Source organism: bacterium (assembly GCA_037147175.1).
Lineage (GTDB): Bacteria > Cyanobacteriota > Vampirovibrionia > Gastranaerophilales > UBA9971 > UBA9971.
Map to the genome: position 1 here is coordinate 35,709 of JBAWVS010000016.1, position 13,626 is coordinate 49,334.

At 33.3% G+C, this 13,626-nt stretch carries 17 protein-coding genes; 5 read left to right on the plus strand and 12 right to left on the minus strand.

The annotated features are described in order from the left end of the window. Positions 1-58 precede the first annotated feature (58 nt). From nagA to speD, 8 genes are all read right to left on the minus strand, one after another. Positions 59-1,213 carry an N-acetylglucosamine-6-phosphate deacetylase gene (nagA, locus tag WCG23_05525; GenBank protein MEI8389327.1) on the minus strand — a complete coding sequence of 385 codons (1,155 nt, stop codon included), beginning with the start codon at positions 1,211-1,213 and terminating at the stop codon, positions 59-61. Between the two features lie 18 nt (positions 1,214-1,231). Beyond that, on the minus strand, positions 1,232-1,822 hold the full coding sequence (locus WCG23_05530) for a class I SAM-dependent methyltransferase (GenBank protein MEI8389328.1): 591 nt from the start codon (positions 1,820-1,822) through the stop codon (positions 1,232-1,234). Between the two features lie 9 nt (positions 1,823-1,831). Further along, positions 1,832-2,392: an orotate phosphoribosyltransferase gene (gene pyrE, locus WCG23_05535; GenBank protein ID MEI8389329.1), complete on the minus strand. Its 561-nt coding sequence runs from the start codon at positions 2,390-2,392 to the stop codon at positions 1,832-1,834. 11 nt (positions 2,393-2,403) lie between these two features. Further along, the gene (locus tag WCG23_05540) at positions 2,404-3,336 is read right to left on the minus strand and encodes a dihydroorotate dehydrogenase (GenBank protein ID MEI8389330.1); all 933 of its coding nucleotides are present in this window, start codon (positions 3,334-3,336) and stop codon (positions 2,404-2,406) included. Then, positions 3,336-4,103 carry a dihydroorotate dehydrogenase electron transfer subunit gene (locus WCG23_05545; protein MEI8389331.1) on the minus strand — a complete coding sequence of 256 codons (768 nt, stop codon included), beginning with the start codon at positions 4,101-4,103 and terminating at the stop codon, positions 3,336-3,338. Before WCG23_05545 ends, WCG23_05540 begins: the two co-directional genes overlap by 1 nt. Before the next feature lie 78 nt (positions 4,104-4,181). Next, on the minus strand, positions 4,182-5,033 hold the full coding sequence (gene speB / locus WCG23_05550; protein MEI8389332.1) for an agmatinase: 852 nt from the start codon (positions 5,031-5,033) through the stop codon (positions 4,182-4,184). 286 nt (positions 5,034-5,319) lie between these two features. Next, positions 5,320-6,162, minus strand: a complete 843-nt coding sequence (speE, locus tag WCG23_05555) for a polyamine aminopropyltransferase (GenBank protein MEI8389333.1) — start codon at positions 6,160-6,162, stop codon at positions 5,320-5,322. 128 nt (positions 6,163-6,290) lie between these two features. Then, positions 6,291-6,707, minus strand: coding sequence for an adenosylmethionine decarboxylase (gene speD / locus WCG23_05560; GenBank protein ID MEI8389334.1), 417 nt, complete (start codon positions 6,705-6,707; stop codon positions 6,291-6,293). A gap of 320 nt (positions 6,708-7,027) precedes the next feature. On the opposite strand from speD, the gene WCG23_05565 reads away from it, so the two are divergent. Continuing rightward, a complete protein-coding gene (locus WCG23_05565) occupies positions 7,028-7,546 on the plus strand; it encodes an NAD(P)H-dependent oxidoreductase subunit E (GenBank protein ID MEI8389335.1) in 519 nt (172 codons plus the stop codon). Between the two features lie 194 nt (positions 7,547-7,740). On the opposite strand, the gene yihA is transcribed toward WCG23_05565, so the two are convergent. Together yihA and WCG23_05575 are read right to left on the minus strand one after the other, a co-directional pair. Next, a complete protein-coding gene (gene yihA, locus WCG23_05570; GenBank protein MEI8389336.1) occupies positions 7,741-8,325 on the minus strand; it encodes a ribosome biogenesis GTP-binding protein YihA/YsxC in 585 nt (194 codons plus the stop codon). After that, on the minus strand, positions 8,276-8,587 hold the full coding sequence (locus tag WCG23_05575; GenBank protein ID MEI8389337.1) for a hypothetical protein: 312 nt from the start codon (positions 8,585-8,587) through the stop codon (positions 8,276-8,278). The genes yihA and WCG23_05575 overlap by 50 nt, the downstream gene beginning before the upstream one ends. A 249-nt stretch (positions 8,588-8,836) precedes the next feature. On the opposite strand from WCG23_05575, the gene WCG23_05580 reads away from it, so the two are divergent. Next, positions 8,837-9,025, plus strand: a complete 189-nt coding sequence (locus WCG23_05580; GenBank protein ID MEI8389338.1) for a ribbon-helix-helix domain-containing protein — start codon at positions 8,837-8,839, stop codon at positions 9,023-9,025. Between the two features lie 221 nt (positions 9,026-9,246). On the opposite strand, the gene leuB is transcribed toward WCG23_05580, so the two are convergent. Both leuB and leuD read right to left on the minus strand, forming a co-directional pair. Then, positions 9,247-10,335 (minus strand): 3-isopropylmalate dehydrogenase, encoded by a 1,089-nt coding sequence (gene leuB / locus WCG23_05585; protein ID MEI8389339.1) that lies wholly within the window; start codon positions 10,333-10,335, stop codon positions 9,247-9,249. A gap of 23 nt (positions 10,336-10,358) precedes the next feature. Beyond that, on the minus strand, positions 10,359-10,856 hold the full coding sequence (leuD, locus tag WCG23_05590) for a 3-isopropylmalate dehydratase small subunit (protein ID MEI8389340.1): 498 nt from the start codon (positions 10,854-10,856) through the stop codon (positions 10,359-10,361). A gap of 245 nt (positions 10,857-11,101) precedes the next feature. On the opposite strand from leuD, the gene WCG23_05595 reads away from it, so the two are divergent. The 3 genes from WCG23_05595 (at position 11,102) to WCG23_05605 (ending at position 13,587) form a co-directional block, all read left to right on the plus strand. Beyond that, positions 11,102-11,965 carry a hypothetical protein gene (locus WCG23_05595; GenBank protein MEI8389341.1) on the plus strand — a complete coding sequence of 288 codons (864 nt, stop codon included), beginning with the start codon at positions 11,102-11,104 and terminating at the stop codon, positions 11,963-11,965. Between the two features lie 48 nt (positions 11,966-12,013). Continuing rightward, positions 12,014-12,547 (plus strand): hypothetical protein, encoded by a 534-nt coding sequence (locus tag WCG23_05600; GenBank protein MEI8389342.1) that lies wholly within the window; start codon positions 12,014-12,016, stop codon positions 12,545-12,547. A gap of 479 nt (positions 12,548-13,026) precedes the next feature. Further along, positions 13,027-13,587 carry a hypothetical protein gene (locus WCG23_05605; protein MEI8389343.1) on the plus strand — a complete coding sequence of 187 codons (561 nt, stop codon included), beginning with the start codon at positions 13,027-13,029 and terminating at the stop codon, positions 13,585-13,587. The last annotated feature ends 39 nt before the right edge of the window (positions 13,588-13,626 follow it).

Consider the following 13,626-nt stretch of genomic DNA (forward strand, 5'->3'; position numbering starts at 1 on the left):
CACAAAATAAAAATCGCAGTATTTAGGTGGATTTGGACTATCCGGCAATTCACGCTAATTAATATGCAATATTACCGCTGATAATAGTTTGTTTAACCTGAAAATTCTCGTCCCACAAAACCAAATCCGCATCAAATCCCTTATCGATAAAGCCCTTAGTGGTCAAACCTAAGTTATTTGCAGGATTTAGAGAAGAAAACATTAAGAAATCTGAAAAACTTATTTTATCTTGGTTTTTCCTGAAATTATCGTCTAAAAACGCCAGACTTCCTGCGAAAGTTCCTTTTTCATTAACTGCTTTTTCATTTTTCCGATAAATTTTTTGTCCGCCGAATATTATATGGTCTTCCGCATTTTTATTTAAGGGCAACGAGTCGCTTATAAAAATAATTTTCGATTTTGGTTTTGTCCTCAGGATTAAATCTAAAATTATAGGGTGAAGATGCTCATTATCAGCTATTACTTCTGCATAAATTTCATCGTTAACCAGTGTTTCGCCAATAATGCCCGGATTTCTGTGATGAAGCTGCGGCATTGCGTTAAATAAATGCGTAACTTGCTTTAATCCAATACCTGCCGCTGTTTTTAACTCTTCATGAGTTGCTCTTGAATGTCCCGCTGAAGGAATTATATCTTTTTTCAGTAAATATTTTGTAAACTCCATATTTTTGTCCAGTTCAGGAGCAAAAGAAACTATTTTTATATAATCGTTTTCAAATTTCTCAAAGTTCTTTATATTTGGCTCAAGTATATAGTTATCAGGGTGAATCCCTTTAAAATCAGGGTTAAGGAATGGTCCTTCAAGATGAATCCCGATTATCTTCGCGGAATTTTCAGGTTGCGTTTCTATTGCTGCTGAAATTTCTTTTATTTGACGCTTAATATTTTCCTCAGAATCGGTCATTATTGTTGCAACAAGAGAAGTTACTCCATATTCAGGCATCTTTTTAGTCAGATATAATATTTCTTCAGCTTTTGCATTATTAAAATCAATCCCATAACCGCCATGAATGTGCTGATCTACAAGTCCTGGGGTAATAGTTAATTCATTTGCGTCAATAAATTCAACTTCATCAAAATCTTTAGCAATTTCAAAGTCATAAGACGATGAAATATCAATAATTTTGCTTTTATAAACGGCAATATTTCCAATTATTTTTGGGCAATCAGGATTTTGAATAAAACCATTTTTTATAATTGTTAATTTTTTCATAATTCACCGTGCTTGAATTTATTTATTTATTTTTAAAGATACCAGCAAGCCTGCGCCTATATCTAATTTAACCGTTTGATAATCTTCATGTGCCGTCATCATGTCAATGTAGTTCCATAGCTTGCTTTCGTGAGAAACTACATTATCAGCTACAATCATGCCGTTTTTTTTGAGCATCGGATGAATGAGATTGAAATATTCAGCGTATTCCAGCTTGCTTGCATCAACAAAAGCAAAATCTATATAGGGGATATCGTTATCTTCATGGAGATAAAAAAGCTTAAGATCAAGCCTTTCGAGAATTTCGATAATTTTACCCTGAATAAGTGTTACTTTATCGAGCAAATTACATTCTTCAAGGTTTTTTCTTGCCAGTTCTTTTCTTTCTTCAGAGTATTCAATTGATACAAGATGTCCGCCTGTTTCTTGCAGTGCCAGCGCCAGCCATATCGCAGAGTACCCGTTTGAAGTCCCGAGTTCCAGAATATTTTTGTAATTGCCAGATTTTATAAGCAAGTTCAGAAAATTCGCAACTTCCGGACTTATATTCCAAAATTCACTGCGAGTTTTCTGAAGTTCCACCAATTTTTGTTGAATTGTTTCTTCCATAAACCTTCACTATACAGCCGTTTTAGTTCTACTACCCGGTTTCTCGATACTTTGACCTGATTTACACATAAAACATTCATCAGGAGCGTAAATTTCAGGATTAATTTGCAGTAACGATTTTATTTCCAAATCAGTCTGACCGCTTGTTCTATCAACCAGACTTCCGATTCCAGCTACTTCAGCACCGAAACTTTTGATAATTTCTATAGTTTCTTTTGTTGATTTTGCGGTGGTTATAACATCTTCTATAATAAGGACTTTCTCTCCTTTGTCAAGGCAAAATCCCCTTCTTAACAACATTATACCATCTTTTCTCTCGGTAAAAATAAATCTCTTGCCTAAAGATTTTGCGACTTCGTAGCCTATAATCACTCCGCCTAATGCAGGTCCGACTACAACGTCTATTTCGCTTTCCGAGAAGAGATTTGCAATTAGTTTTCCTGCTTTTTCCGCATATTCCGGATATTGAAACAGTTTTGCACACTGAAAATACTGATTGCTGTGAAAGCCTGAACTTAATTCAAAATGTCCTTTAAGCAAGCTTTCTGTTTTAATTAATAGGTCTAGCATAAATATTTTCCTTATTTATTTTCATATCTTAAATTATTTAACAAGTCGTCTAAACTACTGTAATTTTGTTGTTTCATAAAACTATTTAACTCATCAACCAGTTTTTCACTGATATCAGGATGAGTAAAATTCGCTGTCCCTATCTGAACAGCATCAGCACCAACAGCAAAAAATTCCAGCATATCCTGAAAACTCGAAATTCCTCCCATTCCTATAATGGGAATGGCTGTGTGTTGCCTGATTTCATAAATAAAATTCAATGCCAGAGGCTTGATACAGCTTCCTGACAAACCGCCTTTTATGAATTTAAATCCTTTAAAGTTATTATTTATATCTATATTCATCGCCTTAACTGTATTAATGGCAGAAATTGCGTCAGCTCCTGCCTTTTCTGCTGTCATAGCCATTTTTTCAGGGAAAGAAACATTTGAACTCAATTTTACAATTATTGTATTTTCAAAGTTTTTACGCACTTGACAAATCAGCCTGTAGAGGGTTTCTTCATCCTTCCCAAATTCCAAACATCCGCATTTTACGTTAGGGCAGGACAAATTAAGTTCTATAGCAGGGATATTGTTTGTTTGACAAATTTTTGCAAGCTCAACATATTCTTCAATACTTGAGCCTGCTATATTTACAGCAAAATTTATATTATTTTCTTTTAATACAGGAAGTTTATTCTCAATAAAATCGTAAATTCCTGTATTTTCAAGCCCGATAGAATTAATAAGACCGTTTTTAATTTCTTTAATTCGAGGTTGGGAGTTGCCGATTTTAGGATTTAGAGTTATGCCTTTTGTGATTATAGCCCCAATATTAGCTACTTTCATAAAGTCATCGTACTCATTAGTGTATCCGAAAGTCCCCGAAGCCGTTAAAATGGGATTTTTCAGTTTTAATTTTCCGATATTTACAGAAGTATCCGGCTTTAATAAATTTGACATTATAATAAAACCTCACTTCCATTAAAAACAGGTCCGTCTTTGCAGATTCTTTTGTTTACTAATTTGCCGTTTTCTTTGATTTGAACGGTACACCCCATACAAACACCTGTTCCGCAGGCAAAATCTCTTTCCAGAGCAACTTCTGTTTGGATATTATATTTTTCTGCGACCTGAATAATATATTTTATAGCAGCATTTGGTCCGCATGTGTAAATTTTTTGCGGTTTCGTTTCTTTTATAATATTTTCCAGATGTTTATCCAATCTTCCTTCAAGCCCTGCCGAGCCATCTTCGGTTATAATGATTTGATTATCACTGTGAGCGTAGTCTAAATAAGTCTGCGAACATTCCATAAAAGTATAATTTATTGCCGACTTGTTTAATATTTCTGACAAAAAAATAATCGGGGCAATTCCTACACCGCACCCGATTAATAGTGAATTTTTATTTTCCGCATTGAATCCTTTGCCTAAAGGACCTATTACATCTGTCAAATCTCCACTATTAAGGGATGAAAGATATTTTGTGCCTTTGCCTTTAATTTTATAAATTATTTCAAAAGTGTTGTTTTTAGAATTTGCAATGCTAAAAGGTCTTCGCAGCGTTAAATCTTCGCATAATATAGATACAAACTGCCCCGGTTTGGCGTTTTCTGCAATTATTTGATTTTCAAAAGTAAGTTTCCACGTATCTTCAGAGAGTTTTACATTGCTTAAAACTTTTACCTGATGCGGACCCTTTATTTTGATTTTTGTTTGTAACTGCATATAGTCCCTGATTATTTTATTATTCTCTAGTAAATTACTCTAAGAACGCATTATTTTCAAGTTAAGGTTACGAAAATATTAATTCATTAAAAGCAAAACTTCCCTGATAACTTTTGCGGCAGTAACTGTTGAAACTCCCGAACTGTCATAAGGCGGAGATAGTTCCAGAACATCTGCTCCCACAATATTCAGGCCTTTAAGAAGCATCAACCAGCTCATTAACTCATTATAAGTCATACCGCCCGGTTCAGGCGTACCTGTTCCGCTCATCAGGCTCGGATCGAGGACATCCAGATCTATAGATAAAAAGACAGGTTTATTTTCGAGAAGTTTTAATCTTTCTTTTAACTTATCCTGAGTTTTTACTATAGTATTATTGTCTTTCATCCATTGGAATTCTTCTTGTGTACCTGAGCGAATGCCTATCTGGATTAAATTATCAGGAGTAATTACTTCGGAAATTCTTTTCATAACGCAAGCATGAGAAAGTTTTTCATCTAAATAATCTTCTCTGACATCAGCATGCGCATCAAAATGAATTACAAAAATCTCGGGATATTTTTCATTGTAGGCTTTTATAACAGGAAAAGTTACAAGATGCTCTCCTCCTATTCCCAGCCATTTTTTGTTGTATGCAAGTGTTTTTTTAGCGGCTTTTTCTATTGTTTGAAGTATATTTTCTCTATTGCCCAGCTGAAAATCGATTTCTCCCGCGTCATAAAACTTGACTTCATCAAGATCTCGCTCTTGAATTGGAGAATAAGACTCCAGTCCGTACGAGGCTATTCTTATGAGTTCCGGTGCAAATCTTGTGCCGGGTCTGTAGGAACACGTTCCGTCATAAGGAAGTCCAACCATTACGCAGTCAGCCTCTATAAAATTTTCTGTGGAATTTGTCCAATTCCTCGGTAAAAATGGGACATTTAACATTTTGATTTTCCATATTCTGATTTATAAAGAAATTTTATCATGTTTGAATCGAAATTCGATTAGTTACTTATTGTTAAGAAATATTAAAAAAATTATTTTTGAATATCAATATTTGTGTCTTAAATTTTTATAAACAATATTACAGAGGAGAAGCAATTATTTTCTTGTGCAAACTTTAAATAGTCAGAAGTAAAAATAATTAATTATAAGAAATGTGTCAGATAAATTTTATGATTTTAGAATGAAACATAATTTTTAAAAATTTATTAATGAAAAAAATTTTAATTTATTGTTTTACGATATCCCGAATAAAGTTCGGCAGGACGAAAACTGATTTGTGAAACTCTCTGTTGTACAACTTAGCATGTTTTTCAATTTCTTCTGCGGCTTTGATATTTTTGATTTCGGTCGGATTTACAGTTTCCGAACAGAAAGTCCAGCTCCAAAAAGAACCCGGATATGTCGGAACAGGTGCAATATAAGTTTTAACAACAGGAAAAACTTTTTTGAGCAAACTTGAAATTAATCCCAGCTCTTTTTGGTTAAGAATCGGTGATTCGCTCTGGGCAGCCATTACACCGCCTTCTTTAAGTGCATTTTTGACGTTGGTATAAAAATCTTCTGTAAATAAACCTTCGCCAGGCCCCATCGGGTCGGTTGAATCAATCAAAATCACATCAAAATTCTTGCTTTGTCTTTTCATATATTCAATAGCGTCTTCAACATTGATTTTAACTCGTGAATCATCAAGCTTTCCTGCTATAGAAGGCAGATATTTTTTGCTTACTTCTATAACTGCCCCGTCAATTTCACAAAGCACAATTTCTTTTACCGAAGGATGTTTTAAAACTTCTCTTACAGTTCCTCCATCACCGCCACCAACTATGAGTACTCTCTCAGGGTTTTGGTGTGCGAGCATCGGAATATGTGAAATCATTTCATGATAGAAAAATTCGTCTTTTTCTGTAGTCATCACAAGTCCGTCAAGAAGAAGCATCTTCCCGTAGGCTTCAGTTTCGATAATTTCAACTTTCTGAAAATCAGAGTATTCACTGTGCAAAATATCCTTGATTTTAAATGTTAAACCAAGTACATCTTTATATTTTTCTGTATACCATATATCTGTCAATTTTTTGTTCTCTTTTGTTATTATTTATTATACTAAGCAAGCTAACCGGCTGCATGATTGTGGAGATTAGAAGCCCAAAACAACACTGTCAGACTCTAAATTTAATTTGCATGCTATAAAACACCCAATTATATTTGAGTTTTGATCTGAAAGGGAGTTTCGATAATTTCATTATTTTCTGTGTTTAGCATTCCGCGTTTTAATTCACTGTAAGATGAAGATCCTGCGTGGAATTTTTGTTTCAGATATTCATAAGCAACAAGCGGATCGCAAGAATCGCCGCATGTAAAGAGATCTACAGCTGCATATCCAAATTCCGGCCATGTGTGAACGGCAAGATGCGATTCTGATATTATTACAACACCACTTACTCCGAAGGGGCTAAACATATGAAAGTTTTTTTCAACTACAGTCGCACCGCATTCAACTGCTGCTTCGACCATATATCTCTCAATTAATTCAACATTATTTAATACATTGGAATCACAGTTATAAAGTTCTGCCAGAACGTGTCTTCCGAGGTTAACAGTTTTATTTGTCGTCATTTGTGGATTTGTCTGTAAATTCAATTTTTTTTAATCTCTCTCTAAACTAACCAGACCGCTTATTTTATATGTTATTTATGAAAAATTATCATAGAAAATAATGATAATCAAGAAACTTTATCATCTTGGATTAATAGAATAAAGTGTCTTTTCGTTAGTATTATTTTGTATTCGTCTATAAAAAAGATATTTGTTTATAACAAAATGTAAATTATTATTTAAATAAATAGCCAAATTTCCATAATATTGGAGGTTTAGAGCATTAATTTTTTTATAGTCCATGTTAATTTGAAGTTTTACAACTATAAGACAAAATTTATATGAAAAAAAAAATAAATACAGCCGGGAGGGTTCCTTGCAAATGCAGAATAGTTAGTCTGGATTTACTTTCGATTTTTCTTAAATATCAGGACAGAAAAGACTGTATTGTGTCTTTGTTGACAGATATAAAAAACAAATTCGGGTGCATTACAGAAGAAGACCTGATTTGTATAACTGAACATTTTGATATTTCCGAAAACGAAATCATGGAAGTTGTAAGTCTTAATAATGAACTTGAAATAACACCTATAAAACAGCATTTGATACGAGTTTGCAGAGGAATTGTCTGCCAAATTTGCGGTTCCGATAAATTACTTGAAGCAGCGAGTAATGAACTTAAAATTATTCAGGGAAACTGCACAGAAGATAACAAATTCAGGCTGGAAGTGGTTGAATGCGTAGGATTTTGTGAAATTGCACCCATTATGGCCATTGATAATGCTTTTTACGGAAATATTGACGTATCTGATGCCACAGCACTTATCGCGCATGAAAAACAGAAAAACAAATCATGCTAAACATGTTGTTAAACAACCCGGGTCGCCAACTAGCTAAAATTATTGCAAATATTGATTTTTGAGAATGTCATCCTGAGCAAAGCGAAGGATCTGTCCAATTTGTGATTTTAGCTAAAAATGCTTACTGGACAGATTCTTCGGGCTTTAGCCCTCAGAATGACAATTTGTAAAAATAAATTAATTAACGACAGGGATTAAACGAAATCGTTTATAATTCCTGTAAAAACCGTTAAAATCTTATCTTTTCCAACGCCTGTTTTCGATGAAAACTCTATAACTTCTGTTTCTAAAAGTTTTGATATATTTTGAAGCGACCTGAAAGCTTCATTTTTTGAAAGCGTATCTGTTTTAGTTACCAGTGTAATAATCGGAATCCTATAAAACTCTAGCCAATCCCTCATTTGAAGGTCATTATTTTGTACGTCATGCCTTGAATCAATAAATTGAATTACTGCTTTTAAAGATGTCCTGCCTTTTAGGTATTCTTCAAGTGTCTTGCCCCATTTTTCCTGTTCTGTTTTGGAAATTTTCGCATAGCCGTATCCCGGTAAATCTGCAATAATTATTTCTTCATTTATATTAAAAAAGTTAATAAGTCTTGTTTTTCCGGGGGTATTACTGGTTTTAGCCAGCTTCTTTCTGTTTGTTAAGGTATTTATGAAAGAAGATTTGCCCACATTTGAACGGCCTATCAAAGCAATTTCGGGCAGGTTGAAATCAGGACAATTTTTAAGACAGGTTGAGCTGGTTATAAACGTTGCGTTGGTTACTTTCTTCATTTTTTATGCCATTAATCTTTTTTTTATGTCTTTTCCAGGTATTTGATAACAAATCATAAGTTTTCTTATCATTTATCACAGTTATTTGCGCAGAATCATCTTTTTTAAAATCAATATTGAAAAGTTGATTTTTATGTGAAGAAAAAATATTTTCTGTTTCCAACATTACTATCTCAAGAAATTTATCCTTAAGAATACTTAAGGACTCCCTGTTAAAAATTTCGAACGTTCTTAAAATATCAAATGTTCTTTTCTTTTTCACTTTTCGCCTTTTTTCTTTATAGAAATTATAGAAATTTTAGCAGATAAATCAAAATTTTGAAAATATGTTTAAAAATTGAACTCAAGTTGCTAACTATTGCAAAGAATTGTAAATGTTATGAGCCGTATATAACAAATATAGCAATTTTATATAACGCGCTGTTTTTATATAAGTATAGAAGATATTTCAAAATAAAATATCAAAAAAATAAATAATATCAAAGTTAGTTAATAAAAATGGAGATTAATTATGGCCAGAGTACTGATTTCAATGCCCGACGAATTCCTTTCTATGATTGACAACATTGCCGACACAGAACAGAGATCCAGAAGTGAACTAATTCGTGAAGCATTAAGGACTTATATTCATAAGTCAAAAGTTAGAGAAAATAGTTTAGCCGGTGAAAATGCAAATCTTCTAGAATCATTATTTGAATAATTACAAAATTTATATAAAAACCCCGTTTATTAACAAACGGGGTTTTATTGTGTTTAAGTACACGTAAAACTTAGAGCCTATCTTGTTAAAAATATAAAAATCGAGATATACAAGTTTTATAGGCTCGTTTTAAGGACTGCGGTTAAAATCGGAAACGGCTTGTTTGACAAGGCGGTTTTGATTTTAACAAGACAGCTTCTTATATTATTTAATAAAAATGCCTAGGATAACTCAAGAATTTTCTTAGAGATCAAATCACCCATTTCTGAAGTACCTACAAGGATTTTTCCGTCGCTCATTATATCAAATGTTCTATATCCTTCTTTAAGGACATCTTTTACCGCATTTTCAATAATATCAGCTTCCTTATCAAGATTAAAACTGTATTTAAGCATCATAGATGCTGACATTACAGTTGCTATTGGGTTTACTTTATTAAGTCCTTTTAAATCCGGCGCACTTCCATGAGAGGGTTCGTACATAGCCGGACCTTTATCGGTAAGGCTTGCGCTTGCAAGCATCCCCAGCGAACCTATAAGCATAGATGCTTCGTCTGAAAGAATATCGCCAAAAATATTTCCTGTAACAACGACATCAAATTGTTTTGGGTTTCTGATTAATTGCATGGCCGCGTTGTCAACATACATATGAGAAAGTTCGACTTCAGGATAATTTTTTGCTACTTTTTCTACTGTTTCTCTCCAAAGCCTTGAAACATCGAGAACATTTGCTTTATCAACAGAACAAAGCTTTTTATTTCTTTTCATTGCTATTTCAAAAGCTATTTTGGCGATTCTTTCTATTTCATATTCCCAGTAAATCATGTTATTAAAGCCGACTTTTTGTCCGTTTCTTTCTTCTACGCCCTTAGGTTCTCCAAAATAAACATCGCCTGTTAATTCTCTGACAATCATGATATCTACACCTTTGATATACTCTTCTTTTAATGTAGAAGATGATACAAGCTCATCATACATGACAGCAGGTCTTAAGTTAGCAAAAAGTCCCAACTCTTTTCTGATTTTCAAAAGACCTTTTTCAGGTCTGATAGCAGGGTCAAGAGTATCATATTTCCAATCACCTACTGCGCCAAGAAAAACCGCATCCGAGTTTTTGGCAAGTTCGAGTGTTTTGTCGGGAAGAGGGCTTCCTGAATCATCTACTGCGATTCCGCCTATTAAACCGTACGTATATTCAAATTTATGTCCGAATTTTTCCGATATTGATTTTAAAACTTTGATGCCCTGTTCAATGACATCAGGACCTATTCCATCTCCCGGAAGCACTGCTATTTTATATGTTTTTGACATTATAAGAACGCCTTTCGTATAATCTACTTAATCCCCAGTTTTTTTTGCGTATAATTAATCAAACCGCCTACTTCGATAAGCTCTTGAATAGATTTTGGAAACGGGTTGGTCTGATAGGTTTTATTTTTGGTTAAATTTTTGATTTCTCCGTTATCAAGATTCACTTCGATTTCATCTCCTGAATCAGTTTCATTAGCGATTTCAGGATTTTCTAAAATAGGAAGCCCGATATTAATTGCATTTCTGAAGAAAATTCTTGCAAAACTTTTTGCTATTACAACAGAAATACCGCTTTCTTTTATAGCAATCGGAGCATGTTCTCTTGAGCTTCCGCAGCCAAAATTTTCTCCAGCGACTATAATATCCCCGATTTGAACGTTTTTAGCAAAGGTTTCATCGATGTCTTCCATACAATGCTCGGCAAGTTCTTTTGCATCTGTAGTGTTTAAGTATCTTGCAGGAATAATAACGTCTGTATCGACATCATCTTTATATACCCATGCTTTACCAATTTTTGTCATAATTTTTCTCCTCTTATGATAGTTTTCAAATTTTAAATTATTATATAACACAAAATTATTACAAAATGTAAATATGGATTTTTCTAGCAGATTCTTTGGCTGAGGCTATTTTCTGATTTTTAGCAAAATTTTTCTCATGATTAAGTGTCACTTTTTTATATTCACGGACATTAAGTAAACAGATGTTATAAAAATTTAATTTTTATTTAGATAAAACTAAAAATCAGGAAAGCGAGAGTTTAAACATGGCAATTAGTTCTGTTATGAGTAGATTTATTCCAAAAACAGTAGATCTGAAAACATTTCAACAGCTTTTAACTTCAAAACACAGCCCTAAAAACACTAAAATATTTGCTGTTACAGCTGATACCTTTATGAAAGCTACACAAGATTTGACGGAAATAACCATTCCTCGAAATCTTTTACTGAAAGTAATTGGTTCAGGAACAGTTAATAAAAAAGTTATTCTGGAAAAAGGCAGTCAACTCAGGGCTTATAAATTAAAGATTAAAGGCGATGTTAAAACAGAAGGCAAAAAACTTAAAGTTTTTGCTACAAATAATTTAACTACAGATTGGGGAGCAAAAGCCAAAGTTGAAATAGTTGAAGGTGATGCCTTAAATAAAGAAGGTCGACAAACAATTAAAGTAGTAGACGGCGATTCATACAACTTCGGCAAATACCAAAAAATAGGAGAAACAACTGACGGTATAAATTATGGAAACACACAAATAATTGGCAACGCATGGGGAAACCTGGAAAATCACGGTAAATACCAAAGAAGTAAGTTTGTAGAAGGAGATGCCAACACGTACGGAGGTCTACAAATTAATTCATCTGTTAATAGTGCTAATAACTTTGGAAAAGGTATTCAATTATCTGGTGTAACAAGAAATGCAGACAATTATAATTATCTTGTTAAAACTGAAGGAAATGTTTTAAAAATGACTGAAGATCCTGATAATCTTAAAAAAGGGGTTCAATTAACAGGTATTGCCGTAGGTGAGTCAACAAATCATGGAAACAAAAATACCAAAGGGATTCAATTAACAGGCATCAGCTCAGTAGAAAAGATTTTAGGCAGGGTACTGAGCGTATTCAATATTTAATATAAGTATGTTTCAAATAAAAATACAAAAAATTAGAAGGAGAAAAAAATGATGACAAAAATTTCACTTACACAACCAATGCCAAATAAAGCACTTTCTTTTGGTAGATCTTATCATTACAACGATTTGTTTTCTGAAGCCATACAAAGTAACTCAGTAACAATAACCCCTCAGGAAGAAGAAAAACATCTGGAAGATATGTTTAAAAAAATGAAATCAAAAAAATTAGCGCCTATAGATTTGCTTGATCCGCGTCTGTGTTCAAGTAGACCTATGGTTCCGGAGATAATGAAACTTATTGACCCTCGAAAAGATGACATATGGACAGACTATAAAGAGCATTTTTTTGAAGAAGGTGCATCCGGAAAGAAAGGACGTATAGTAAAAATCAGGATGCCTGAATATACGCCGGAAATATTTCCGGCTCCATTGCGGATAGTAGAAATCCCTCTTGATATAGAGTCTTACGGAAAAGGAATTTATACGCAATACGATAGTACTATGACAGAAAGATCCAAAAAACTCTTTAAGGCTATTTTAAGCCATACAACAAAATTTAAAGAATGGGTAGGACGTATATAAAGTCCCTGAAACTAAACAAAAAGAGAAACCTATTGAAACCGGATATGTTTCTCTATTTCGTCATCGTGATTAATATAAGTTTTTTTAAATGAAAATAATGAGAACTTGGCTCTGAAAGGAAAAGGAAAGAAAAAATGAACTTTGGAATCGCAACACAAAAAAATCCGTAAAAGGAGGTAAAAATGACCAATTAAAGACTGATTTTAAACAATTTTAGTAAATTTTATTCGAAATATTTAAAATATTTAAATTGAGAGTGCTATTCGAATAAAAGAGTTAATTTTTCAACGCTCTCTAAGAAGAAACTGTCTTGTTAAAATCAAAACCGCCTTGTCAAACAAGCCGTTTACGATTTTAACCGCAGTCCTTAAAACGAGCCTATAAAACTTGTATATCTCGATTTTTATATTTTTAACAAGATAGGCTCCAAGTATGTTTCACGTAAAAATATAAAAAGTATAAAGTATAAGGAGAAAATTATGATGACAAAAATTTCACTTTCACAACCAATGCCAAATAAAGCACTTTCTTTTGGTAAATCTTATCATTACAACGATTGGTTTTCTGAAGCCATACAAATTAACTCAGTAACAATAACCCCTCAGGAAGAAGAAAAACATCTGGAAGATATGCTTGAAAAAATGAAATCAAAAAAATTAGCGCCTATAGACCAGTTTGATCCGCGTCTGTATTCAAGTAACCCTATGGTTCCGAAGATAATGAAACTTATTGACCCTCGAAATGAAGACACTTGGACAAAGTATCTAGAGCATTTTTTTGAAGAAGGTGAGTCCGGAAAAAAAGGTCGCATAGTGAAAATCAGAATGCCTCAGCGTTCAACAGAAATATTTCCGGCTCCATTGCGGATAGTATCGATTCCTCTTGATAAAGAGTCTTACGGAAAAGGGATTTATACTCAATACGATAATACTATGACAGAAAAATCCAAAAACCTCTTTAAGGATATTTTAAGAAATACAGCTAAATTTGAAAGATGGCTAGGACGGATGCCTTATGAGGAAGTCCTAGTGTTCAGTTAAGTTAAAAGTTTAGAACAAATTTTCTTTTTTCACGTCTTG